Consider the following 25,771-nt stretch of genomic DNA (forward strand, 5'->3'; position numbering starts at 1 on the left):
CCGTCTTCAAATCTTTAATTAAAGGTCTACAGGCTTGCCCGAGCGCACGCTTTCATCCGCCGCGAGGCAGACGCTGAGCGATCGCACCGCATCCTGCATATGTCGGCCAAGGTCGAGATCCTCGCGGATGGCTTTGAGCACAAAGGCCTGCTCCAGATCGCAAAGCTCCTGATGACCGGGTTCGCCCGCCATGTTGAGGAGTTCGTCCTGCTTGGCAAAGCGCCCGTCTGCGCCTGTCTTGGCCGAATGCAAGCGAATGGTGGATGTCTTGGTATGGGAGTCGATATCATCCGACTTGGCATTCTGGTCCATCACGATGGACACGCAGCCATTGGGCGACATGACGTCCTTCACGAAGAAAGCCGTTTCCGAGATCATCGGACCCCAGCCAGCCTCGTACCAGCCAACCGAATTGTCATCGAACAGAACCTGCAAATGGCCATAATTATACATCTTCGCATCGATCTCATCGGAGAGCCGCACGCCCATGCCGCGTACCTGAACCGGCTTGGCATCGGTGATCTGCAGCATGACGTCGAGATAATGCACGCCGCAATCGACAATGGGCGATGTCGTCTGCATCAGTGCCTTGTGGGTTTCCCAGGTCGGACCGCTCGATTGCTGGTTGAGGTTCATCCGGAAGACATAGGGGCCGCCAAGCTTACGGGCTTCCTCGATCAGCCGCACCCATGAGGGGTGGTGCCGCAGGATGTAACCGATCACCAGCTTGCGGCCATACTGCTTGGCTGCAGCTACCACCCTCTCTGCATCGGCGACGGTTGTCGCCAATGGCTTTTCGACAAAGACATCGGCTCCGGCCGCCATGGCGGCAACCGCATAATCCGCATGGCTGTCGGAATAGGTGTTGATCGACACCAGTTCCGGCTTGAGTTCAGCGAGCGCCTTTTCGAACGACGGATGGATCGTATAGCCCTGCAGCTCTTCTGCCAGTGGGACGACCGAGCGGTTGACCAGCCCGACAATCTCGAAGCCGGGATTGTTGTGATAGGCAAGCGCGTGGCTCCGACCCATATTGCCAAGCCCGGCAACCAGAACCCGCACGGGCTTTTGTGTATGCGCGCTCATTTAACGGCTCCCGAGGTAATGCCGCGGATCAATTGCCGCGAGAACAGGAAGTAAAGGACGAGCACCGGCAGGATGGCGAGGGTCAGCGCCGCAAGAACCGCATTCCAGTTGGTGACGAACTGGCCGATGAACACCTGCGAACCGAGCGTCACGGTCTTGGTGGCATCGCTTGGCGCAAGGATCAGCGGGAACCACAGATCATTCCAGATCGGGATCATGGTGAACACGGCAACCGTTGCCATGGCGGGCTTTACCAGCGGCAGCACCAGCCGGAAAAAGATCGAATATTCCGTCAACCCGTCAATACGGCCCGCGTTTTTCAGATCGTCGGACACGGTGCGCATGAACTCGGTCAGGATGAAGACGGCAAGCGGCAGGCCCTGCGCCGTATAGACGAGGATCAGCGCGGTCAGGGTGTTGACGAGGCCCGTCGCAACCATACCCTGCAGGATGGCCACGGTGCCCAGACGGATCGGGATCATGATACCAAGGGCAAGATAAAGACCCATCAGGGAATTGCCGCGGAAGCGGTATTCCGACAACGCAAAGGCTGCCATGGCGCCGAACAGCAGCACGAAGAAGATCGACACGGATGTGACGATGAGGCTGTTCTGGAAATACAGGGTGAAATCACCCTGCTTGAGCACCGATTCGTAGCCGACAAGGCTGAAACTCTTTGCATCAGGCAGACCGAGCGGATTGCGGAAAATCGAGGCGCGATCCTTGAATGAGTTGATCACAGTCAGGAACACCGGGAACAGTGCGATCACCGTATAGATGATCAGTGCGACGTGAACGAAACCGGAGCGGAGAAGTGATGTGCGGGCTTTTGCCATGATTGAACTTTCCGATCCTAGAACTGGTACCGGCGCATGCGCCGCTGGATGGCAAAGAGATAGATGCAGACACCCGTCAGGATGATGAGGAACATCACCGTGGCAATCGTCGCGCCCATGGATTTGTCGCCGATCTGCAGCTGGAAGCCGAAGAAGGTGCGGTAGAGCAACGTTCCAAGAATATCGGTAGACCCGTCAGGACCGGCGAGCGCCCCCTGCACCGTGTAGACAAGGTCGAAAGCGTTGAAATTGCCGACAAATGTCAGAATGGAAATGATACCGATGGATGGCAGGATCAGCGGCAGCTTGATTTTCCAGAACTGGCTCCATCCGGTAATGCCATCGCATTCGGCCGCTTCCAGAACCTCTTCGGGAATGCTCAGCATCGATGCATAGATCAGCATGGTCGGAATGCCGACATTCTGCCAGACCGAGATAAGCGAAACGGTGATGAGCGCCGTATCCGGTTTGCCCAGCCAGGGTGCAAACAGCGATTTCAGGCCAACCAGATCAAGGAGATAGGGCGATACGCCCCAGATCGGCGACAGGATCAGCTTCCAGATGAAACCGACAATCACGAAGGACAACAATGTCGGCAGGAACAGCGCGGTGCGGTAGAATGCGGCAAACCGCAGCTTCGGTATGGACAGGAGCGCTGCCAGCGCTACGCCGATCGGGTTCTGCACCAACATATGGATCAGGAAGAAGACGAAATTGTTGCGCAGCGCGTTCCAGAAGCTGGCCGACCAGCGCGGTTCACCAAACAGGGTCTGGAAATTGCCGAAGCCGACAAACGTGCTCTGGCCATCCACCACGTTGAACAGGGAGAGGCGCAGTGTCTCGATCAGCGGCAGGATCATGACTGCCGTATAGACGATCACCGCCGGCAGCAGGAACACAAGAATGTGCCAGCGCCGTGTGCGTTTGTCCTGACCCGTGTCAGACTGGGTATAGTCGGCCGTGCTCATTAAATCGCAAACCCCTGCTTATTGATTTGTTGGTCATGGAAAACCGGTCCGTGACTGCCGTTCGTCAAACGAATGGAGGGGCAATGACTGCCACTTCTGAAAAGCGAAATGCCGGGGCGGCGCGAACCGCCCCGGCATCCGATTGCTTATTTCGCAGGCTTGTACCAGCTGTCGAGACCATCCTGCAGCTTCTTGGCTGCAACTTCAGGCGTATCGGTCCCGTTGATCACGTTGGCCGATTCAACCCAGGTTTCGTTTTCCAGGTTTGGCGTGCCACGCGACAGGATCTGGTAGGTCGAGCGGATCGTCGGCTTGCACTTTTCGCGCCATGATACGAATTCCTGCGCCAGCGGATCCTTCATCTTTACCGGTGTCGACGACAGGCTGAAGAAGCCTGGCAGCGCATTGGCGTAGATGTCGGCGAATTCAGGCGAAGCAACCCAGCTCAGGAACTTCTTGGCAGCTTCCGGATTCTTGCTCTTTGCATTCATCGCTGCGCCAAGATCGGCATGATCGGAGATGTAGCAGGTATCGCCAGCCTTCTGGACCGGTGGCAGGAACGCGCCCATCTTGAACTGGGCCTGCGTGTTGAACAGCGAGATTTCCCACGAACCGGCAGGATAGATCGCGGCACGGCCAAGCGTGAACAAGTTCTGGCTATCAGGATAAGTCTGGGCTTCGAAACCGTCGCCAAGATAATCCTTCCACTTGGCAAGCGTCTTGTAAGGCGCAACCCAGTCAGCATCGGTAAGCTTCTGCGTACCCTTGATCAGCGCGGTACGACCCTCTTCACCCTTCCAATAGTTCGGACCGATGTTCTGGTAGCCCATGGTTGCGGCTTCCCAGAGATCCTTCGTGCCCATGGCGAGCGGAATGTAGGTGCCGTCCTTCTTGATCTTGTCGAGCGCGGCAAAGAATTCAGCTTCGGTCGTTGGGACAGCGATGCCCAGCTTGTCGAAGGCATCCTTGTTGTAGATGAAGCCATGGATAACCGAGGCCATCGGCACGCAGAACGTGTCGGAACCGTCATCGGTGCTCCATGCTGCCTTGGCAACAGGAGAGAAGTTCTCGATGCCCGGAAGGCTCTTCAGGCTCGACAGGTTGCCGCGCTTGAACTGCTCCAGCGACTTGTCGAAAGGACGGCAAGTGATGATATCGCCGGCGCTGCCTGCATCGAAGCGGGCGCCGAGAGCGGCATCATACTCGGTTGGCGGCGTCGGTGCGAACTTGACCTTGATTCCGGGGTTCTTCGCTTCGAAGGCCGGAATGAGCTTTTCCTGCCAGATGGCAAGATCATCGGTACGCCAGCTTTCAACTGTCAGCGTGGTGTCGGCGGCGTGCGCGAAACCGGCCGAAGCCAGGACGCTCGTTGCCATAAGCAGTGTTTTTAAAGTCGTGCTTCCCATTTTAGTCTCCTGTTGCACCCTTTGAGCAGTGCCGTTAACGAGAACCGAGGTCCTCTTTCAGTTTCGAAAGCGACGGGCGTAGCCTCTGTTGATTGCCTTCGAGAATGTGTGATGCCTGTTTTGCATTGGCTGCACCGGCTGCCAGCAGGATCGCCGATTTCACCGAACCGCCAGATGATGCCAGATGCTGCTTCGCGTCTGCGATGTCGCAGGCGCCGATAGCCGAAACGATGAGTGCGGCGCGCTCGCGCAGCTTTTCATTGTCCGCAACGAGGTTGACCATGTAACCATCATGCACGTGACCGAGATGCACGGCCATGAGCGTCGACAGGAGATTGAGCGCAATCTTCTGCGCGGTCCCTGCCCCCATGCGTGTTGACCCCGCAACGATCTCCGGCGGCGTTTCCAGCACAATGGCCACATCAGCCTGGGTGAAAAGCGGCACATCCGGATTGTTGGCAATAGCGATGATCTTCAGCCCACGCCGTTTGGCTTCATCAATGGCCGCAAGCGCATAGGGTGTGGTGCCACTGGCCGAGATCGAGATCAGGCAGTCGCCGCGGCCAAGGCCGGCTGCGGCGATATCGCGTGCGGCCTGTTCTACATCGTCTTCATAACTGCCTGCCAGACGATTGAGGCTCTCGATACCGCCCGCCAGCAGAATGACGACCCGGTCCGGCGCAATGCCATAGGTACCTGGCAGTTCAAGGGCATCGGCAAGTGCCATCAGCCCGGAACTCCCTGCGGCAGCATACGCAATGCGCCCGCCAGCGGACAGCGTTTTGGCGGCAAGCAGTGCTGCCTTGGCAATGGAATCCGTCGCCCGCGCCACCGAAGCCGCAGCCTCGATCTGCGCCTCGTGCAGCAAACGCAAAACATCCTCTGGCGATCGCTCGTCCAGTCCAGATGCTTTATCGTTGCGTTGCTCGGTACGGGTTACCACCACTCGCCTCTCCTCGTTGCGATAATTAATGCCAAAAAAATACCACTTGTCCAGCAGTTCTTAAAAAAATCCAGAACTGATTTTCATGCAATACTAATATCCATTTGAAATCAATATGTTAATCAAAAGTGGAAAAAACATGGAATTAACGCTTGGCTATTGGTATTTTATTGGTATTCTAATTTTCGGAGGACAATGAGTGTGACATATCTCCTGGGAATTGATGGTGGTGGGACAGGCTGCAGAGCGGCCGTGGCTGATATGAGCGGCCGCGTTCTGGGCACCGGCAAGAGCGGTTCGGCCAATATCATGACCGACATGGAGACCGCTCGTCTGAACATTCTTGATGCGACACATGCTGCTTTTGCCGAAGCCAAGATCGATATAGCGGCGATTCCCTCGGCTTCGGCCGTTCTTGGACTCGCTGGTGCAATCGTTGGTGGCAATGGCCAGAAGCTGCAGATGACCCTGCCCTTTCAGCATTCTCTGGTTGCATCCGACGGTGTGATCGCGCTTCAGGGTGCGCTCGGCGACAATGACGGAACCGTGGTCATCATCGGAACAGGCTCCCTCTTTGTTTCACGCGCAGGCGATGAGATCCGCTTTGCCGGCGGCTGGGGCTTCAAGGTGGGCGATCTCGCTGGCGGCGCCAGAATTGGCCGCGATCTTCTGGAAGAGACATTGCTGGCCCATGACCGTTTTCATGCCTCATCTCCGCTGACGGACGCCGTCATGGCACGCTTTGAGAGCAACCCTTATAAGATCGTCGAGTTTGCCCATTCGGCACGTCCCAGCGATTTTGGCGCGCTCGCACCGCTCGTCTTTGAATACGCTGCCCGCAATGACGCCGTGGCGCTGGCGATCCTGCGGAAAGCGGTGATGCAGATAGAAGAGGGGCTGGATGCGATGATGCCTGCCGGACCGGAGCGCCTTTCGCTTATCGGCGGGCTTGGTGCATTGTTCGGAGAGCGGCTTTCCGCCCCCTACAAGGCAAAATTGCAGAAACCGTTGAATGATGCGCTGACAGGTGCTGTACAACTGGCCGTGAAGAATTTCGCCGCGGCCGGCAAGGAGGCCGTGCATGGCTGACGGTTTGATCGGCATCCTGCCTTCCCTGAACGATGGCTCTGCCAGCGGAGGTCCACTCTATGTGAAGCTGCAAAGGCTGATCGAGACGGCCGTCCGCGACGGCATGTTGCAACCGGGAGACGCCCTGCCGCCGGAGCGGGAACTTGCCACCATTGCCGATATTTCGCGCGTTACCGTGCGCAAGGCGGTTCAGGGACTGGTGACCACCGGCCTGCTCGTTCAGCGGCATGGATCAGGCACGTTCGTCGCGCCCCGCTCCGAACGGGTCGAACAGTCCTTGTCGCACCTGACATCATTCACCGAAGACATGGCCCGGCGCGGCATGATTGTCCGCTCCACATGGCTCGATCGCGGCATCTATCCGCCCTCGCCCGAAGAAATGGTGACACTCGGCCTGTCTTCCGGCGAAAAGGTTGCCCGCATCAGCCGTCTGCGTGTTGCCAATGACACGCCCATGGCAATCGAGCGTGCGGCACTGTCCATCCATGTCCTGCCCAATCCGGAACTGGTGACATTATCCCTCTACGCCGTGCTTGCGGAGGGCGGCAACCGCCCGGCGCGTGCCATCCAGCGCATCTCAGCGGCGATCCTGAAAGAAGCTGACGCCAAGTTGCTTGAGGTACCAGCCGGTTCTGCCAGCCTCAACATCGAGCGCATATCATACCTTGAATCAGGAAAAGTGATCGAGTTCACCCGGTCGATCTACCGGGCGGACGCCTATGAATTTGTCGCGGAGTTGAAGCTCGGCGATTCTTCGGAAATATCAGGAGCAGTGCTTTGACCACCAACGGAACCCTCATGCGCGCAGAAATTCTGTCCATCCCCGATGTGACAGCACGATTTCTCGATGCATCCCGCGACACGCTGGCTGACGCCGGGGCAAAGCTGCGTGAGAAAAACCCGCCCTTCCTCGCATCCATTGCCCGCGGCTCATCAGACCACGTCACCGCCTATCTGAAATATGCGACAGAACTGACAGCCGGGATTCCGGTCGCCTCCCTCGGCCCGTCGGTTGCTTCAATTTACGGCGTCGCCCTGAAACTGGAGAGCGCCGCAACACTTTCCATTTCCCAATCCGGCAAAAGCCCCGACATTGTCAGCATGACCAAGGCCGCACGCGAAAGCGGTGCCCTCACCCTTGCCATCACCAACGAGATCAATTCGGACCTCGCCTTTGCCAGCGACCTTGCCATCGATATTCTGGCGGGGCAGGAACGCAGCGTCGCGGCCACCAAGACCTTTGTCAGCTCGGCTGTCGCGGGTCTCGCGCTCATTGGCCACTGGACACAGGATAAAGAGCTTCTGACTGCGATCGATGAGCTTCCCAAGGCGCTTGCCGCAGCCATTCGCTGCGACTGGTCACCATTCGGCGCTGCGATGAAAGGCGAAAACTCGCTGTTCGTGCTTGGCCGCGGACCGTCGCTTGCCATTTCCAACGAGGTGGCGCTGAAGTTCAAGGAAACCAGCGCCATGCATGCGGAATCCTATTCCGCTGCAGAAGTCATGCATGGGCCAAAGGCCATCGTCGGCAAGGATTTTCCGGTTCTGGTCCTGGCTGCACGCGATGCGGCGGAAGACTCGATCGTTGAAGCTGCCGACCGTCTTGCCGAACAGGGCGCTGCCGTGTTCGTCACGTCGGCAAAACCATCGAAGGCCACAACATTGCCGTTCATTGCCACGGCGCACCCGCTCACCGATCCGCTTGCGTTGCTGGTATCGTTCTATGCATTTGTCGAAGATTTCGCCCGCAGCCGCGGATTGAATCCGGATGAGCCCCCGCATTTGAGAAAAGTGACTGAAACAATATGAGCACTGCCTATGCACTGACCGGCGCCGATATTTTCGATGGCGAAAACTGGCACGCCGGCTCCGCAATTCTCGTTGATGAAGATACCATCACAGGCATTGTTGCCTCGGGTGACATCCCCGCCGATATCAGGCGGGTGGAACTCAAGGGCGGCAAACTTGTGCCGGGTTTCATCGACATTCAGGTGAATGGTGGCGGTGGCGTTCTCCTGAATGACGGGCCGACTGTCGAGGCAATTCGCACAATCTGCCGGGCGCATTTTGCATTCGGCACAACGGCGCTCCTGCCAACACTGATCACCGACACCCCTGCCATCACCAATGCGGCGATTGCCGCAGGCAAAGCAGCGGCACAGGAAAAAGTCGCTGGATTTATCGGCCTGCATCTGGAGGGGCCACACCTCTCCGTATCGCACAAGGGCACCCATGATCCCGCGCTCATCCGCCCGATGGATGACAGTGATCTTCTGGCGATCATCGAAGCCGTGCAGGAACTGCCTGTGCTGCTCACCACGGTTGCTCCGGAGACGGTTCCCATTGAAAAGATCAAGGCAATGGTCGACGCCGGTGTAATCGTCAGCATAGGCCATAGCGGCGCCTCCTATGAAATGGCCGTTGCGGCAAAGGAAGCGGGCGCCTCCATGGCGACGCACCTTTTCAATGCCATGAGCCAGCTGGGCCATCGTGCACCGGGCGTGGTTGGTGCCGTTCTGGAGTCGGGCGAGCTGTCTGCCGGATTGATCGCCGATGGATTCCACGTCAGCAAAGCGTCGATGGCCATCGCCCTGCGTGCCAAGAATGGTCCGGCGAAAATCTTCCTCGTGACCGACGCCATGTCGACTATCGGCACCGATATCACGACATTTACGCTGAATGGCCGGACGATCCGGCGCGCCGGCGGCCGCCTGACACTTGAGGATGGTACCTTGGCCGGTGCCGATCTCGACATGATATCTGCGGTGCGCTTCGTTCATCGTGAACTTGGCCTCGATCTCGATGAAGCCCTGCGGATGGCTTCACTCTATCCCGCCGAGAGCATCCGGATCGATCATCGGTACGGGCGGATCGGCACGGGATATGTTGCCAACATTGTGCATCTCGATGATGCGCTTGATGTTGATCATGTCTGGATCGATGGCGATCTGCATTACGCCCGAACCTAGCGGCAAGGTGATTGGCATTTCCATGGTGCGTGGTTCGACAAGCTCACCATGAGGAAGAGTGAGGATTGCAGGAAGTCACGTTTTGCAAAGTAGGTGAATAGTGTCTGCAATGTTTCCGTTTAGCCTTGCAGCCACCCATCTCCCTCATGGTGAGCTTGTCGACCACGAACCAAGGACCATGCACCTCATACCGCAACGGGCGGCGGAACAATTCCATTTCGACAGTCTGTAACCCGAGTTGACGGCTTTCTCCGATTGACCATACTTGCCCTTTTTGGACAATCGGAGAAGTGAAATGGCTGGGGATGCGCTTGTCGTCATCGACGTGCAGAATGATTTTTGTCCCGGCGGCACGCTGGCCGTGGGTGGGGGGCACGAAATTGTTCCAATCATCAACAAATTGATCGTCCGGTTTGATCACGTCATTCTCACGCAGGACTGGCATCCTGCCGGTCATTCCAGTTTCGCCTCCTCCCATCCCGGCAAGGCTCCCTTCGATACAATCAGGATGCCCTACGGTGACCAGACGCTATGGCCGGATCATTGCATTCAAGGCACGCCGGGTGCAGATTTTCATCCTGATCTGCAATGGGATAAAGCTGAGCTCATTATCCGCAAGGGGTTCCGTCCCCACATCGACAGCTACTCGGCCTTTTTCGAGAACGATCGCAAGACCCCTACCGGGCTTGCCGGATATCTGCGCGAACGCGGAATCACCAACGTGACCTTCGCCGGACTAGCGACGGATTACTGCGTTGCCTATTCGGCGCTCGATGCGGTGGCGCACGGTTTTGCTGCCGATGTCCTGCTCGATGCCTGCCGCGCCATCGATATGGGCGGCTCGCTCGCCGCCATGGTCGCCAAAATGCGCAAGGCGGGTGTCACCCTGATCTGACAGGCAAAAGTGAACAGCTGCGCATTTTTTCCACAGGCGTTAACCCCGCTATGAGACCAAAGTCATAAAACTGTTGTTTGTCTGTCACATAATGGGGATACTGCCCATAAGCGCATCCAATAAGCGTGTTCCTAACGACGCCTCATTATGGGAGACACACATGACATTTCGCGGTACTTCGCTAAGCCTCGCGTTCGGATTTATCCTCGCGTCCTCCACCTCATCTTTTGCTGTCACCGAAATCAGCTGGTGGCACGCCATGACTGGCGCCAACAACGAGGTTGTTGAAACCCTGTCCAAGGAATTCAACGAGAGCCAGAGCGAATACAAGGTCGTTCCTGTGTTCAAGGGTACCTATCCTGAAACGTTGAATGCAGGCATTGCCGCATTTCGTGCCAAGCAGGCACCGCATATCATGCAGGTTTTTGACGCCGGAACGGGCGTCATGATGGGCGCCGAGGGTGCGATCAAGCCCGTGGCTGACATCCTCTCGATGGGTGATACGAAGTTCGACAAGAGCCTCTATCTGCCAGGCATTGTAGCCTATTATTCCAAGCCGGACGGCACCATGCTGTCCTTCCCCTACAACAGCTCCTCGCCGATCCTGTATTACAACAAGGATATCTTCAAGAAGGCGGGCCTCGATGAAAACAATCCGCCAAAAACCTGGCCGGAAGTCTGGGAAGCCGCCAAGAAGATCAAGACCAGCGGCGCAGCCAAATGCGGTTACACGTCGACATGGCTGACATGGATTCACACGGAAAATTTTGCCGCCTGGAATAATATTTCCTACGGCACCAATGAGAACGGCATTGCCGGAACCGATGTCGAACTGAAAATCAACGCACCGCTCTATGTTAAACATTTCCAGGAACTGGCAGATCTGGCCAAGGACGGCACATTCCGTTACGGCGGCCGTACCTCTGAAGCCAAGCCGCTGTTCCTGTCCGGCGAATGCGGCATCTTCACTGAATCCTCCGGTGGTCTGGGCGATGTGGTCAAATCAGGCATGAACTACGGCACGGGCCAGCTCCCCTATGATCCCGAAGCCAAGGGTGCGCCACAGAACACGACACCGGGCGGCGCCAGCCTCTGGGTTTTCGCGGGCAAATCCGACGCAGAATATAAGGGCGTGGCAGCCTTCTTCACGTTCTTGTCGCGCACCGACATCCAGGCCCGTCTGCATCAGGTGTCAGGCTATCTGCCTGTAACCCTTGCCGCCTACGAGGAAACCAAGAAGTCCGGCTTTTATGACAAGAACCCTGCCCGTGAAATTCCGATCAAGCAGATGATGGGCAAGGCGCCGACGGAAAACTCCAAAGGTGTCCGCCTGCCGAACCTGCCGCAGGTGCGTGATATCGAGAACGAAGAGTTCGAAAACATGCTCTCCGGCAAGCAGACTGCACAGCAGGCCCTCGACAATGCCGTCAAGCGCGGCAACGCCGCCATCAAACAGGCGAACGGCCAGTAAGAGCCGGTTCATGAACGCCCTGTCCGCATGTCTTGCGGACGGGGCTCTTTTCAAGAGGGGCAATCATGGCATCGTCAACGCACGTCACTTTTCCCAACAAGTTCCTGCCCTATCTCCTGCTGGCGCCGCAGCTCGCCATCACGATTGTCTTCTTCTATTGGCCGGCATCCCAGGCCATTCGCCAGTCGGTTCTGCGGGAAGATCCGTTCGGCCTATCAACGCAATTTGTCGGACTTGGAAATTTCAAACGCATTCTGAGTGACCCCAACTACCTGAATTCGCTTCAGGTCACGGTTGTCTTTTCCATCGCGACCGCAGTGATCGCCATGGGCTTCGCCCTTCTGTTTGCCGTCATGGCCGACAAGGTCGTGCGCGGCAAAGGCATCTATCGCACCCTGATGATCTGGCCCTATGCGGTGGCACCGGCCATTGCAGGCATGCTTTGGCTGTTCCTGTTCAACCCCTCGATGGGCACCTTTGCCTATATGATCCGCTCCGCCGGTTACAATTGGGACCCGCTGCTCAACAGCAATCAGGCAATGCTCCTGGTGGTTGCCGCAGCCGCGTGGAAGCAGATCAGCTACAACTTCCTGTTCTTTGTTGCCGGTCTGCAATCCATTCCGAAATCATTGATCGAAGCGGCCGCCATTGATGGCGCCGGCGAAACCAAGCGCTTCTGGACCATCATTTTCCCGCTGCTTGCCCCGACAACATTCTTCCTTCTTGTTGTGAACACGGTCTACGCCTTCTTCGATACATTCGGCATCATTCATGCCGTGACAGGCGGCGGCCCGGGCAAGGCAACCGAAACGCTGGTCTACAAGGTTTACAATGACGGGTTCGTCAATCTGATCCTTGGCGATTCGGCAGCGCAATCCGTGATCCTCATGGTCATTGTTATCGGCTTAACGGCAATCCAGTTCCGTTATGTCGAGCGCAAAGTGCATTACGGCTGAGGAGCGCAAAGATGATCCAGAACAATCCCATCGGCCGTCTTATTGCCCACATCGTCCTGATTGTCGGCATCATGATCGTGGCTTTCCCGATCTACTACGCCTTCATCGCGTCAACCCAGTCGCTGCAGGACATCATGCGGCCGCCGCTATCCCTGCTGCCCGGCGGGCATTTCTGGGAAAACTATACAACCGCATTGTTCGGCGGCATTGGACGCATCGGCGGCGTGAGTGTTGGCCGCCTGCTCATCAACAGTACAATTATGGCGCTGGCGATTGCCGTCGGCAAAATCATCATCTCGATCCTGTCGGCCTATGCGATTGTCTTCTTCCGGTTTCCCGGCCGCATGGTCTTCTTCTGGCTGATCTTCATCACGCTGATGCTGCCGGTCGAAGTTCGCATCCTGCCAACATACAAGGTCATGGTCGATCTTGGTCTTATCGACACCTATACGGGCCTTACCGTTCCCCTCATGGCATCGGCAACGGCAACACTCCTGTTCCGGCAGTTCTTCATGACCATACCGGGAGAACTTGTCGAAGCGGCGCGCGTCGACGGTGCGGGACCGTGGCGTTTTTTCAAAGACATCCTGCTGCCCCTGTCCAAAACCAACATAGCGGCACTGTTTGTCATCCTGTTTATCTATGGCTGGACCCAGTATCTGTGGCCCCTGCTGATGACGAACCGCAATGACATGACGACCATCGTCATCGGTCTGCGCAAAATGATTTCCTTCGCCGATGCCGACACCGAATGGCATCTGGTGATGGTGACCTGCATTCTGGCCATCCTCCCCCCGGTCCTCGTCGTTGTGCTGATGCAACGCTGGTTCGTGCGCGGTCTGGTCGAAACGGAGAAATGATCTCACATGGCAAGTGTTGAACTTACAAATGTCCGCAAGGTTTATGCCGGGGCTGTCGAAGCGGTCAAAGGCGTCGATATCGCGATCAAAGACGGCGCGTTATGCGTACTCGTCGGCCCGTCTGGCTGCGGAAAATCGACCCTCCTGCGCATGATCGCAGGACTGGAATCTATTACGGATGGCACGGTCAAGATCGACAACAAGGTTGTCAACGATCTCGGCCCCGCCGAACGCGACATCGCCATGGTCTTCCAGAACTATGCGCTCTATCCGCATATGAAAGTCTACGACAACATGGCCTACGGATTGCGCAACCGCGGCATGCCGAAGGACCAGATCGATAAACGTGTCCGCGAGGCAGCAGCAACGCTGGAACTCACGCATCTTCTCGAACGCCGTCCACGCGAGTTGTCGGGCGGCCAGCGCCAGCGTGTGGCCATGGGCCGCGCCATCGTGCGCAATCCCAAAGTGTTCCTGTTTGACGAACCTCTGTCCAACCTTGACGCCAAGCTGCGCGGACAGATGCGCGTAGAAATCAAGAACCTGCAGCGCCAACTCGGCGTGACAAGCGTTTATGTGACCCATGATCAGCTGGAAGCCATGACCCTTGCCGATATTCTCGTGGTGATGAATGCCGGTGCGGTCGAACAGATCGGTGCGCCGCTTGATATCTACGAAAAGCCCGCCAGCACATTCGTTGCAAGCTTCATCGGCGCTCCCCCCATGAATCTCATTCCAATAACCGCCGACGAATCCGGCCTGATCCTGAAGGATGGCACGCGGATCGGGGCTCAAGGCATTACCGTATCCGACAAGGACGCGATCATCGGCTTCCGTCCCGAAGATCTGGAAGTTGCCACCGGGACAGAGAGCCATATTGGCGGCCTCCTGCTCGACCTCAAGGTGCTCGGTGTCGAGCCGGTCGGCGCGGAAAGTTATGTCTACGGCATCATTGGAGGCGAACGGGTCGTTGTGCGGGTCGCAGGCCGCTCCGTTTCGCAGCCCGACGATCATCTCAGGGTTATTATCCCCAAGGAAAAGCTGCACCTTTTTGGCGGCAACGGAAAGCGCATCTGAATGCACTCCGTGTTCGTCATCCCCGGGTCAGGCCCGAGGATGACGCAGGTGAAAGGGCTTTCGATCACCAAGCTGGAACAGCGGCACCCTTGTACTTGTCGAGGATGAACTGCTTGACCGGATCGGAATGGTAGGATTCGATCAGTGTCTTGACCCAAGGCTTGTCCTTGTCCGCCTTGCGCACAGCGATGAGATTGACGTAGGGCGCCTTTTCACCTTCCTTCAGGATCGGGTCCTTCATCGGATCCAGACCGGCTTCGAGCGCATAGTTGGTGTTGATTGCTGCAGCATCCACATCATCGATGGAACGTGGTAACTGGGCTGCATCAAGCTCGACAAACTTGAAGTTCTTCTTGTTCTCGACGATGTCCGCCAGCGTCACCTTCAGGCCTGAACCTTCCTTCAGCTTGATCGCACCCTTGTCCGCAAGGATCAGCAGAGCGCGCCCGCCATTTGTCGGATCGTTCGGAATGGCAATCGTCGCGCCATCGGCCAGTTCATCGAAGCTCTTCACTTTCTTCGAATAGACGCCCATCGGGAAATTGACGGTGTTGGCGACGTCGACAAGATCGAACTTGCGGTCAGCAATCTGGTTGTCCAGATAAGGCTTGTGCTGGAACGAGTTTGCATCCAGTTCGCCGTCGTTCAGTGCCTGGTTCGGCACGACATAATCGGAAAATTCGAAGATCTCGATGTCGAGGCCCTTCGGCTTGGCGATTTCCTTGACCTTTTCCATGATCTGCGCGTGTTCGCCCGGCGTCACACCGATTTTGATCGTTTCGGCCAAAGCGCCCGTCGCGCTCAGCATTGCCGCGAGCGCGGCTGTGGCGAGGATTTTCTTCAACATTGTACTCTCCTGTTTTACTTGAACTTGTTTTCAGCGGGGACGGATGCGCTTGTCGAACTGTCGCGCCAGCCGGTCGCCGGCGCTCTGGACGAGCTGAACCAGCACGATCAGCACCACAACCACAATTGCCATCACATCAGGCATGAAACGCTGATAGCCGTAACGGATGCCCAGATCGCCGAGACCTCCGCCCCCGACAGCACCGACCATGGCCGAATAACCGATGAGGCTGACAATGGTGAGTGTCAGTGCAGACGTAATGCCGGGCCGGGCTTCGGCCAGCAGAACCTTGAACACGATCTGGACCGGGCTCGCGCCCATGGCGCGGGCCGCTTCGGTGAGGCCTGGATCGACCTCGCGGATCGCTGATTCAACCAGCCGCGCAATGAAGGGAATAGTTGCGATGGTCAGCGGCACAATCGCGGCTGTGGTCCCGATTGAGGTTCCGGCAATCATGCGTGTGAAAGGGATGATTGCAACAACCAGAATGATAAAGGGGGTCGAGCGCGCCGCATTGACGATCAGTCCCAGTATCTTGTTCACCGAGGGTGCCGGAAAAAGCTCGCCGCGGCCACTGGTCGCCAGGAAAACGCCGAGCGGAATGCCAAACAGCGAACCGATGAGCCCGGCAACGGCGACCATGTACAATGTCTGGCCCGTGGACTTCACCAGCAGTGCGAAAATATCAGCGGACATAACCAACAACCTCCGATGACAAACCATGATCAGCAAGAAAACTTCGTGCCTGGATTATCTTCTCCTGATCGGCGAGCAGGGAAACAACAAGCATGCCGAAAGGACGTCCCGCAATCTCATCGACCGCACCGGCCATGATATTGACCTCGATTCCAAGATCGCTGCCAAGCCGTGCGAGCATAGGCTCCGTCGCATTCTCACCCTTGAAGATGATGCGCAGGATTGTCCGCAGGCCCGGCTCCGGCTTCTCGACCATCTGCCGCGTCAGAAACTCCGGCAGGTGCAGACCCGCAAGTCCGCCAAGCAGCGACCGGGTGGTCGCATGGGTGTGACCGGTAAACACATCGAAAGTCGGTCCCTGCTCGACGATACACCCGCCATCGATAACCGCCACATGGTCGGCGATCGTCTTGATCACTTCCATCTCGTGGGTGATCAGCAGAACAGTGAGGCCAAGCTCCTTGTTGATGGTCTTGAGCAGGGCAAGAATCGACCGGGTTGTTTCAGGATCAAGTGCAGATGTTGCCTCATCAGATAGGAGCAGCTTGGGTTCCGTTGCCAGAGCCCGCGCGATGCCGATGCGCTGTTTCTGCCCGCCTGAGAGTTCGGATGGATAGCGATTGCGCTTGTCGGAAAGCCCTACCAGATCAAGCAGCGGCGTTACCCGCTTTTCGATGGTCTGCCTGTCAATACCGGCGATCTCGAGCGGCAGTGCGATATTGTCGAAAGCCGTACGGGATGAAAGCAGATTGAAATGCTGAAAGATCATGCCGATGGACCGGCGCACATCGCGCAGTTTCTTTTCATCGAGCTCCGCAATATTCACGCCATCCACAACGACGCGACCACTGCTGGGTTTCTCCAGTCCATTGACCAGCCGGATTAGCGTGGATTTGCCTGCACCGGACCGGCCGATAATGCCGGTGACGGAACCGCGCGGGACAGTCAGACCGACACCATCAAGTGCCGTGACTTCCGCGCTGGTGCGTCCTGCCGCAAAGCGCTTGGAAACATCTTCAAACGCAACCATGGGATTAACCGCTTCGGTCAACCCATCGCCCGCAACCGTTCCGGCCGCCTCTTCTGTTTTCCTTGTTACAACCATCATATTCATTTGCGCTGCATTCGCAGCCGCCCTGTTGTCTGTTTGCGACCGTCTATACCGATCAAGTCGGCATTTCGATAGGGCTTGTGGACAAGCGTGAACATTTTCGCTGGTAGAAATGTTGATTTCAACCGCTAACGGCCAGAGCTGTTCCTCGCGATGAAGCGTAGATCATTCAACTATAGTTCTAAATACCCATAAAAAACAACCGCTTACCTCAAATTATTCAACCCTGCATTTCTGGCAGTGCTCTGTGAAAACAGGCAATGGATTGAACTGGCGTTTTTACACGCGATCCATTTGAGGGTGAAGCAGCAAGCATCGAGCCAGCCGGTGCACCGGGACGATGGGCCTCCCGGCCTTGGCAAAGGCCTTGCCCTCAAAACTGGAGGTGATCTATGCGGAAATTGCCGTTTAGCATCACACTAGTCGTGAAAAGAACCCGGACCGGCTGGCAGCTGATGATCCGGATTCAGTTCTCGAACTAGACCACGAGAGGTGGGTGAAAGCCCACCTCTCACTCCAGAACTTACAGCATTTAATCGATGATTCCAACCAACCAGAGGTTTCAAGCGGCGAGTGCAAGCTTCGATGCATTCAGGCCGCGTTCCAGATCATCAAGAATATCATCGATGTGTTCGATGCCGACAGAGAGTCGGATATACCCTTCCGAAACACCGCTCGCACGCTGTTCTTCCGGTGAGAGCTGAGAGTGGGTTGTCGTTGCCGGGTGGATAGCCAGGCTGCGCACGTCGCCGATATTGGCAACGTGATAGAAAAGTTCGAGCGCTTCGATAAATTTGCGTCCAGCCTGCAGACCGCCCTTGAGCTCGAAGCCGACCAAGCCGCCAAAACTGCCCGAGAGATATTTCTCCGCCCGCTCGCGATCGAGACCGCTCTGCTGCGACGGATGAATCACCTTGGCAATCTCCGGCCGCTTGGCCAGAAATTCGGCAACCTTCTGGGCATTCTCGACATGGCGCTCCAGACGCAGCGAAAGGGTCTCGATGCCTTGGATTGTCTGAAATGCATTGAAGGGCGAGAGTGCCGCACCGAGATCACGCAACAACGTGACGCGGGCTTTGATAATATAGGCTACCGGGCCGATGGGTTTCACCGCCTGGGTCCAGATCGCACCATGATAGCTCGGATCCGGGGTATTGAGTGCAGGCTGACGTTCCGGGAATTTCTCCCAGTCAAACTGACCGCCATCGACAATGATGCCGCCGATGGAAGTACCATGCCCGCCAAGATATTTGGTGGTCGAATACACAACGATGGCTGCTCCATGCTGCAGGGGGCGCGCGATCAGCGGCGCAGCCGTATTGTCGACGATCAGCGGAATACCATATTCACGTCCGATGGCGGCGACTTCAGCGATTGGAAAAACAGTCAGTTTCGGATTGGGCAGTGTCTCCGCATAATAGGCACGGGTTCGCTCATCCGTGGCCCTGCGAAACGCTTCGGGGTCCTGTGGATCGACAAAACGTACCTCAATTCCCTGATCTTTCAGTGTATTGGCGAAAAGATTCCATGTGCCGCCATAGAGATCCGTGGAGCTAATGATATTGTCACCGATCCGCGCAAGGTTCTGGACAGCAATAGCCGAAGCAGCCTGCCCCGATGATACCGCGAGCGCAGCGATACCGCCATCAAGCGCGGCAATGCGTTTTTCGAGAACATCCGTCGTCGGATTGCCGATGCGCGTATAGATATTGCCGAGCTCCTTCAACGCGAAGAGATTGGCCGCGTGTTCCGTATCGCGGAACTGATAGGAGGTCGTCTGGTAAATCGGCACCGCCACGGCGCCTGTTGCGGGATCAGCCCGCCAGCCTGCATGCAGGGCAAGGGTCTCGGGATGCAAATGGACTGCCATGGTTTTCGTCCTTGTGTTGATGACGGAATGATCACCCAAGACACTAGGAGAAGTTCCCGCAAGGGACTACGTAGACCATTGCGTATTTGAGCCCGTTCCGAAAACCTCATTCTAAAAACGAGACATAATGATCCAGTTTGTGCCGACGAAGTCTGGATGAAGCCGGGTCTGGAGAAATCCATTCCCGGCTCCACGGAGCTTGCCTTATTGGATCAGGCAGCCCGGTAGCGTTCCAGCCAATGGGCGTAAGGCGAAGGCAGCACCCAGGCGGGTTTCTCGACGCCCAGCTCCTTGGCCGCGCGGAACGGCCAATGCGGATCCGTCAGCAGCGGACGGGCGAGCATGACAAGATCGACCTTTTCATCACGGATGAGATCATCGGCCTCCTGCGGCGTGCTGATGTACCAGGAGGTCGAGGCCGGGAGGCCAGTTTCGCGGCGAACACGTTCCGCAACGGGTCCCAGAAATGCCGGGCCCCATGGGATACTGGTCTTGCCCAGAGAGAAGCCCATGCTGACATCGATGAAGTCGAGACCATTGGCTTTCAGCTGTTTGACAAGTTCGATGGCTTCGCTGAGGGTTTTTTCGTCCTGACCGTCATACTCGATGACACCGAGACGCGCAGTGAGCGGCAGGTTTTCCGGCCACACGGCCCGCACCGCCTGAACCGTTTCGATCAGGAAGCGGCTGCGGTTCTCAAAGCTGCCACCATATTCGTCGGTACGCTTGTTGGAATGCTCGGACAGAAAACTCTGGGCGAGGTAGCCATGGGCAAAATGCAGTTCAAGCCATTCAAAGCCGACGGAGAGAGCCCGCTTTGCACTTTCGACAAATGCTTGCTTCACCCGCTCGATATCCGCCTTGGTCATTTCACGCGGAACCTTCGAAAGGCCGCCGCCATAGGCAACCGCCGACGGGGCAATCGTTTCCCAGCCGCGCGGATCATCAGCCGCAATGTGGTCGTCACCTTCCCAGGGCCGGTTCGCGCTGGCCTTGCGGCCCGCGTGGGCAATTTGGATACCCGGAACCGCGCCAGCATCCTTGATGGTCTGAACCGCAGGTGCCAACGCTTTTGCCTGTTCGTCGTTCCACAGTCCGGCACAGCCGGGTGTGATGCGGCCTTCCGGCGAGACAGCCGTTGCCTCCACAATCACCAGTCCGGAGCCGCCGCGTGCCAATCCACCGAGATGAACGTGATGCCAGTCATTGATAACACCGTCATTTGCCGAATACTGGCACATGGGTGAGACTGCGATTCGGTTGCGCAATGTCACATCCTTCAAGGTGAAGGGGTCGAAGAGAGAGGCCATACTTTTACTCCAAGATGCGAGGCCGCAGACATTCAGGTCTGCTCATATTTCTATAGTTCGATATAATTCGAACAATAGCAATACACAAAATTTTGTGCTAGGAAGAGTGCATGAGAGAATATCGCCACCCACAGATAACCGAAGTGCAACTCGAGTCCGTGCTTTACGCGCTGAGCGACCCTATCCGACTGTCGATTGTTCGTCAGCTGGCACGGGAAGGCGAGGCAAGCTGTGCGGCACTCGAAAATGGCCGGCCTAAATCCAGCGTTTCGCATCATTTCCGCGTGCTGCGTGAAGCGGGCATCATCAAGACGCGCAACGATGGAACCTCCCGCATCAACGGGCTGCGCGACAATGAACTGGCCGAAGTTTTTCCCGGTTTGCTGCCTGCAATTCTGGCGGTGCGGAGTTAGAAGACTTCCGCTTGTCCAAGCCAGCCCAGCAATCAGCTGCGAATAGCAAACACAGGCAAGCGACGGGATACTCGCATGTGATATAAATATACTGAAATTACTTTATTTTAATACGAAAACGTCACGTTAAAGTCCTAATTTTACTTGTTAAAAGTATTATACAACCGATTTACAGGCCGGAACCACAAAACCTCTTACCAAGAATGTAATATTGCTGCGGCGTAAACCATAGAACCATAAAGACATTGGTAACTATTATAAAAAATGGTAAGCAAATTAACCAATGCCGAACATAATAAAAATAGCATAGGGAAATATGAACTCGCCTGTCTGAGGTCCGTGGGTGACACTGTCGAATTTCCATACACCTGACGCTATCCGGTCCATGTTCGGCATGCGGGGAACGATAAACCCTGCCGTCAAGCGGCGGGTCTATGCAGAACAGATGGACGTGGCGCTCCGGCTGGCGCCATTTACCGTTATTGTTGCCATGAGCGTGATCTTCGTCGTGGCTTTTGTCTTCTGGGATCAGGGCCACAAGGTCTATCTGGGAAGCCTGGCAACCATCGTGACTCTTATGACCGCCGCGTCGCTCTTTGCATGCTGGCAATGGTACAAGGTGCCAAAAGTCAAAGAACTTGGTTTCGACGGCATCAAATATCTGATCATTATATCCGCATGCTACGGCTTATGTCTGGCCAGCATACCTCTAATGCTGTTTCTGGAAGCCGACGCCTACCATAGACTGCTGATTGCCTGTACAGCGGCAGGTCTCATGGCAACTGGTATCGGCGTTGCCGTGGTTCCGCTGGCAGCCATAGCCTACTCAGGCGCGATCATCACCGGCTCGTTTTTTGCTCTCGCCTCCACCGGGGAGGATTTCTTTCTTTTCATCGCGATTCTGCTGGCGATCTATGCGCTCTTCATTCTTTTCACCATCGTGCATATGAGCAATCTCATTGTCATGCGCACGCTCGACCAGATCAAGGTTGAGCAGCAGAAGGAGGTCATCAGCCTGCTTCTCTACGATTTCGAAGAGAATGCCAGTGACTGGATCTGGGAAACCGATGCTGATCTGAAACTTCAGCACACCTCGCCGCGCCTTGCGCAGATCGCCGAGAAAACAACCAAGCAATTGCAGGGGATGCCGTTTGCCCAGCTATTCAAGGTCGACCAGTCGCATGCCGAAGAAGCGGTAAAGGTTGGTTCTATCTGGCAGGCCATCGAAAACCGCACAACGTTCCGCAATCACACCCTGCCGATCAATATCAAAGGCGAGACCCGCTGGTGGTCACTCACCGGCAAGGCCATTTTCGACAATGCCGGGCAGTTCTGCGGTTATCGCGGTGTTGGCTCGGATGTGACAGCAGCCAAGCAGTCCGAAGACCAGCTGTCCTATCTCGCCCGGTACGATGTATTGACCGATCTGCCGAACAGAACGCTGTTCACCGATCAACTCTCCCAGGCCACCAAGGATCTGGAGACCGGTCTTGCCGGATTTGCTGTCTTCTGTATCGACCTGGATGAATTCAAGACCGTCAATGACAGCTTTGGTCACGGTATTGGTGATCAATTGCTGAAGCAGGTTGCGGAACGTCTGCGCAGTACGTCACCCGCCACGTATATCGTTGCGCGTCTCTCCGGGGACGAGTTTGCAATCCTCGCTCCCGGCGCCGATCATGCTGACGCAACAGCGCTGGCTCAGGACCTCGTGCAGACGATCTCACAGCCATTCTGGATCGATGGCATCCAGATCAATATCCATATCAGCGTCGGCATTGCTCTTGCACCGGCCGACAGCGTCACCGACATCATGCGCTGCGCCGACCTTGCACTGTACCGTACCAAGAATGAGGGCCGGAACAGCTATCGCTTCTACGAAGTTGAAATGGATGCACGCATCGAGGCCAAGCGGGCTCTCGCCATGGATCTGCGCGGCGCCTTGGACCGCAAGGAGTTCATCCTGCATTTCCAACCGATCGTATCAGCCATAACGCTCAAGACAGTCGGGTTCGAAACACTTCTGCGCTGGAAACATCCCGTGCATGGTTATATTTCTCCCGCCATCTTCATTCCGATTGCTGAAGAGACAGGCAATATCATCCCGCTCGGCGAATGGATCATACAGGAGGCCTGCCGAACAGCTGTTTCCTGGCCGGAAGACATCCATGTCGCCATCAATATCTCAGCCATCCAGTTCCGCCATTCGGATCTTGCGTCCATCGTTCGCGATGCTCTGACAACGAACAAGCTGACGCCCAATCGCCTCGAACTCGAGATCACCGAATCCGTGTTCCTCGAAGCAAATGTTGCCGCGATATCGTTGCTGCGTCAGTTCCGCGCCATGGGTGTAAGCATCGCACTCGACGACTTCGGTACAGGCTATTCCAGTCTGAGTTATCTGCGCAAAATGCCGTTCGACAAGATCAAGATCGACCAGTCCTTCGTACGCGATCTTCCGCACAACCGGGGCAGCCTTGCCATTATCCGCGCGGTGATGGGGCTTGGCGCCAGCATGGGCATGAAGATTACCGCAGAAGGCGTAGAAACGCGTGAACAGCTTGCCTGCCTGCAAAAGGAAGGCTGCGATCAGGTTCAAGGCTTTCTGTTCAGTCCTGCCGAGCCATTTGAAAAGACCGGAGGCCTCATGTCCTTCGATCGCGACCGTTACGAAGTCGCCAGCTGAGGCCAGTTTCCAAACTTGATGTTCAATAAAAGCAGGCCGGCGCTTTAAGCCTGGCGCTTTGTCTTGTCCTGAACGCTTGGGCGATAACTCGGCGACAGCCGTGAATCCTTCGGCCAGTAAGCCAGGAAGCCCTTGATAACCTCGCCGGGAATATCGAGCGGATTGTACTGATCCCGGTCCACGAACATCAACGACTGCTCTCCGTGGCCGAGCAGGCCCTGGGCCGCACTGTGGATTTCATGCTGCAGCGTGACGAACTTGCGGTTGTGCCGGGCAATCTTGATGCGGACACTGATCTGCTCGAATTCCTTCGACTCCCGCCTGTAGTCATGGGTGAAGGAACGGGTGAGAATGTAAAAACGTGTGGTGGCCAGGTCGAAATCCGGCATGCAGACGTTGAAGAACAACTCGCGCGCCTTGCCCACCCAGCGCACATAATTGGCAAAATAAACATTCCCGACCGAATTCGTATCGTCATAGGTCGGTGTGAGATGCATGACAAACCACTCACCATCAAAACCGTGCGACTGCGAGATTTCCTCCGAGCCCGACGCGTTGGTCAGTGGCGCAGCGCTCATCATGCGGATTGGCTGATCAACGATCTCCACCGGTATCGCCTTGGAACGCGGGCCGACCAATTCGATGATAACGGGCAGAGCGCCGATCAGTCCGATGAAAGGCGACAGGAACAGGAAGCCGGGTACGGGCTGGATATAGCCGAGAATGAAGATCAACGACGACCCGCAGCCAATGAGAAAGCTCAACACAGGATCGAATTTCGGCTTCGCACCCAATGCCTCGCAGACGAGATTGGCGGAGGCACTGACGAACAGCGTCGCGAATGGCATCATGAAATACATGAGCGAAAAGTTTGCCGGTACCGCCGCGTAGGCCACCCAGGCGGCACCGATCAGCAACCACAGCGGTGACGACGCAATGCCATCGGGAATAAGCGCGAGCAGCGGGCTGTTGCTGCGCATGTTCTTGCCGCGCAGATACCAGTTCGTTGCACAGTAAAAGCTGTCGACCGTGGAGGTGAGAGCCGCGATCGTCCAGATCGCGAAGGCAATCGCCAGATAGGGTGAACCGTTTTCGGCAGCCAGAACAACAGCTGCAGAAACCGACCCCTGTGCGCTCGGCAAACCATCAATGGAAATAATGCTGCCAATGGGACCAACCGTTGACGCGATTGCAGCGTTGAGCAACAGAAAACCGAAGAACAGCAAGGCACCCGCACCGTAAGCCATTCCGACGGATCCGCCCTCACGCTTGATGTAGACCGCCCGCTGCCAATGCTGGATATCAAGCCATGGACCAAGCAGGAAGCCAATCAGCGTTGGCATGACGAGACCATAGAAGCGCGCGTCGAACTGCTGAAGCGGCACGCCCGGATAGTCCGATGTCTGCTTGAGGCCGAAAAGCAGGACGAGTCCCGCCGTAACACCGATCACCGTATAAAGGATGTGCAACTTTTTGATCTGCTGCAACGAAAGCGCATGCCCGATTGCACAGGAGGCCAGAAGCAGAAAGGCAACGCCGACAGTCGCGCCCTCGCCTACAATCGGCTGCCAGAGATAAGCAACAAACCCGAAGATCGTGACCACAAGTGCCGCCATCTGAAACAACAGAAAGACACCGACATAGCGGTTTTCGATGTCCTTCATGATCTGGTCCGGCGTTCGTTTGCTGCGGCCAAGAATATAGCCGAACAACCAGAGACCACCGACATTCGAGATGGCGAAGCCGAAGAAGCCAAGCCAGCCATAAGTCAGGGTGACATGGATCGAATAAAAGAAACCCAGTCCCCATAGCCAGGATAGGCCGATTGTAGGCGCCCACATAAGATTTCGCACGAACGTCATGTCTACCCAGCTTTTCGAGAGTCGGTGATTGTCAACACCAACTTTAGTCGACGTTATTCGTTGTAATAAGTCAATGATTTGCTCTTCGCAGTTGCGCAAAGAATCAGCATTTTTTGCTTTCCTTCATACTGCTAAGCAAACAGCTTTCATCAGGATTTGCGTCCGGAGAAACATTCAAAATACTGCAAGGGTCGCCATATGAAACGCTGGCATGGACTGGCACGTACTCGTTTTGGCAAGATTGAGCGAAACCATGTCAGGAATCACCCCGGGCTCGTGATCCGTTTCTATCGTCCGGACTTAAAAACAGTATGTCAGCAATAAGATGGTTGTTGGCAGGTGTCAGCACACGCTTTTGGTGCTCCTCACAATGAGGCGGGACGGGTCTATATCGCCCGGCACCTCCTTCAGTGACCGCTT

The 25,771-nt window shown here is 56.3% G+C and carries 22 protein-coding genes; 11 read left to right on the forward strand and 11 right to left on the reverse strand.

Annotated features, from left to right (window positions below):
• Window positions 1-18: 18 nt before the first annotated feature.
• From FHW16_RS12020 to FHW16_RS12040, 5 genes are all read right to left on the reverse strand, one after another.
• Window positions 19-1,086: a Gfo/Idh/MocA family protein gene (locus FHW16_RS12020; RefSeq protein ID WP_182549414.1), complete on the reverse strand. Its 1,068-nt coding sequence runs from the start codon at window positions 1,084-1,086 to the stop codon at window positions 19-21.
• A complete protein-coding gene (locus FHW16_RS12025) occupies window positions 1,083-1,922 on the reverse strand; it encodes a carbohydrate ABC transporter permease (protein WP_182549415.1) in 840 nt (279 codons plus the stop codon). The genes FHW16_RS12020 and FHW16_RS12025 overlap by 4 nt, the downstream gene beginning before the upstream one ends.
• 17 nt (window positions 1,923-1,939) lie before the next feature.
• Entirely contained in the window at window positions 1,940-2,890 is a 951-nt protein-coding gene (locus FHW16_RS12030) for a carbohydrate ABC transporter permease (protein WP_182549416.1), read from the reverse strand.
• Between the two features lie 146 nt (window positions 2,891-3,036).
• Complete coding sequence (locus FHW16_RS12035; protein ID WP_182549417.1) at window positions 3,037-4,296, reverse strand: ABC transporter substrate-binding protein; 1,260 nt, start codon at window positions 4,294-4,296, stop codon at window positions 3,037-3,039.
• A gap of 34 nt (window positions 4,297-4,330) precedes the next feature.
• Window positions 4,331-5,242, reverse strand: coding sequence for an N-acetylmuramic acid 6-phosphate etherase (locus tag FHW16_RS12040; protein ID WP_182549418.1), 912 nt, complete (start codon window positions 5,240-5,242; stop codon window positions 4,331-4,333).
• Window positions 5,243-5,434: 192 nt separating this feature from the next.
• Between FHW16_RS12040 and FHW16_RS12045 the strand changes: the two genes are divergently transcribed.
• From FHW16_RS12045 to ugpC, 9 genes are all read left to right on the forward strand, one after another.
• The gene (locus tag FHW16_RS12045) at window positions 5,435-6,328 is read left to right on the forward strand and encodes an N-acetylglucosamine kinase (RefSeq protein WP_210278098.1); all 894 of its coding nucleotides are present in this window, start codon (window positions 5,435-5,437) and stop codon (window positions 6,326-6,328) included.
• Window positions 6,321-7,109 carry a GntR family transcriptional regulator gene (locus tag FHW16_RS12050; RefSeq protein ID WP_182549420.1) on the forward strand — a complete coding sequence of 263 codons (789 nt, stop codon included), beginning with the start codon at window positions 6,321-6,323 and terminating at the stop codon, window positions 7,107-7,109. The genes FHW16_RS12045 and FHW16_RS12050 overlap by 8 nt, the downstream gene beginning before the upstream one ends.
• A 17-nt stretch (window positions 7,110-7,126) precedes the next feature.
• Entirely contained in the window at window positions 7,127-8,137 is a 1,011-nt protein-coding gene (locus FHW16_RS12055) for an SIS domain-containing protein (RefSeq protein WP_182549515.1), read from the forward strand.
• Window positions 8,134-9,297: an N-acetylglucosamine-6-phosphate deacetylase gene (nagA, locus tag FHW16_RS12060; RefSeq protein WP_182549421.1), complete on the forward strand. Its 1,164-nt coding sequence runs from the start codon at window positions 8,134-8,136 to the stop codon at window positions 9,295-9,297. The genes FHW16_RS12055 and nagA overlap by 4 nt, the downstream gene beginning before the upstream one ends.
• A 295-nt stretch (window positions 9,298-9,592) precedes the next feature.
• Window positions 9,593-10,192, forward strand: a complete 600-nt coding sequence (pncA, locus tag FHW16_RS12065; protein WP_182549422.1) for a bifunctional nicotinamidase/pyrazinamidase — start codon at window positions 9,593-9,595, stop codon at window positions 10,190-10,192.
• A gap of 160 nt (window positions 10,193-10,352) precedes the next feature.
• Window positions 10,353-11,663 (forward strand): sn-glycerol-3-phosphate ABC transporter substrate-binding protein UgpB, encoded by a 1,311-nt coding sequence (gene ugpB, locus FHW16_RS12070; protein ID WP_182549423.1) that lies wholly within the window; start codon window positions 10,353-10,355, stop codon window positions 11,661-11,663.
• A gap of 65 nt (window positions 11,664-11,728) precedes the next feature.
• Window positions 11,729-12,619 (forward strand): sn-glycerol-3-phosphate ABC transporter permease UgpA, encoded by an 891-nt coding sequence (ugpA, locus tag FHW16_RS12075; RefSeq protein WP_182549424.1) that lies wholly within the window; start codon window positions 11,729-11,731, stop codon window positions 12,617-12,619.
• Window positions 12,620-12,630: 11 nt separating this feature from the next.
• On the forward strand, window positions 12,631-13,479 hold the full coding sequence (ugpE, locus tag FHW16_RS12080; RefSeq protein ID WP_182549425.1) for a sn-glycerol-3-phosphate ABC transporter permease UgpE: 849 nt from the start codon (window positions 12,631-12,633) through the stop codon (window positions 13,477-13,479).
• Between the two features lie 6 nt (window positions 13,480-13,485).
• Window positions 13,486-14,556: a sn-glycerol-3-phosphate ABC transporter ATP-binding protein UgpC gene (ugpC, locus tag FHW16_RS12085; RefSeq protein WP_182549426.1), complete on the forward strand. Its 1,071-nt coding sequence runs from the start codon at window positions 13,486-13,488 to the stop codon at window positions 14,554-14,556.
• 64 nt (window positions 14,557-14,620) lie between these two features.
• Here the strand turns inward: ugpC and FHW16_RS12090 are convergent, their stop codons facing one another.
• From FHW16_RS12090 to FHW16_RS12110, 5 genes are all read right to left on the reverse strand, one after another.
• The gene (locus FHW16_RS12090; protein ID WP_432652022.1) at window positions 14,621-15,403 is read right to left on the reverse strand and encodes a MetQ/NlpA family ABC transporter substrate-binding protein; all 783 of its coding nucleotides are present in this window, start codon (window positions 15,401-15,403) and stop codon (window positions 14,621-14,623) included.
• A gap of 30 nt (window positions 15,404-15,433) precedes the next feature.
• Window positions 15,434-16,099, reverse strand: coding sequence for a methionine ABC transporter permease (locus FHW16_RS12095; protein WP_182549427.1), 666 nt, complete (start codon window positions 16,097-16,099; stop codon window positions 15,434-15,436).
• On the reverse strand, window positions 16,089-17,129 hold the full coding sequence (locus FHW16_RS12100) for a methionine ABC transporter ATP-binding protein (RefSeq protein WP_182549517.1): 1,041 nt from the start codon (window positions 17,127-17,129) through the stop codon (window positions 16,089-16,091). The genes FHW16_RS12095 and FHW16_RS12100 overlap by 11 nt, the downstream gene beginning before the upstream one ends.
• Window positions 17,130-17,772: 643 nt before the next feature.
• Complete coding sequence (locus tag FHW16_RS12105) at window positions 17,773-19,080, reverse strand: O-acetylhomoserine aminocarboxypropyltransferase/cysteine synthase family protein (protein ID WP_182549428.1); 1,308 nt, start codon at window positions 19,078-19,080, stop codon at window positions 17,773-17,775.
• 212 nt (window positions 19,081-19,292) lie between these two features.
• Complete coding sequence (locus tag FHW16_RS12110) at window positions 19,293-20,390, reverse strand: NADH:flavin oxidoreductase/NADH oxidase (RefSeq protein ID WP_182549429.1); 1,098 nt, start codon at window positions 20,388-20,390, stop codon at window positions 19,293-19,295.
• 110 nt (window positions 20,391-20,500) lie between these two features.
• Between FHW16_RS12110 and FHW16_RS12115 the strand changes: the two genes are divergently transcribed.
• Together FHW16_RS12115 and FHW16_RS12120 are read left to right on the forward strand one after the other, a co-directional pair.
• Window positions 20,501-20,803 carry an ArsR/SmtB family transcription factor gene (locus FHW16_RS12115; RefSeq protein WP_182549430.1) on the forward strand — a complete coding sequence of 101 codons (303 nt, stop codon included), beginning with the start codon at window positions 20,501-20,503 and terminating at the stop codon, window positions 20,801-20,803.
• Window positions 20,804-21,146: 343 nt separating this feature from the next.
• A complete protein-coding gene (locus FHW16_RS12120) occupies window positions 21,147-23,489 on the forward strand; it encodes an EAL domain-containing protein (protein WP_182549431.1) in 2,343 nt (780 codons plus the stop codon).
• A gap of 44 nt (window positions 23,490-23,533) precedes the next feature.
• Here FHW16_RS12120 and FHW16_RS12125 read toward each other — a convergent pair whose 3' ends face one another.
• Complete coding sequence (locus FHW16_RS12125) at window positions 23,534-25,330, reverse strand: acyl-CoA thioesterase (RefSeq protein ID WP_246711725.1); 1,797 nt, start codon at window positions 25,328-25,330, stop codon at window positions 23,534-23,536.
• Window positions 25,331-25,771: the final 441 nt, after the last annotated feature.

The sequence above is a fragment of the Phyllobacterium myrsinacearum genome, from assembly GCF_014138285.1.
Lineage (GTDB): Bacteria > Pseudomonadota > Alphaproteobacteria > Rhizobiales > Rhizobiaceae > Phyllobacterium > Phyllobacterium myrsinacearum_A.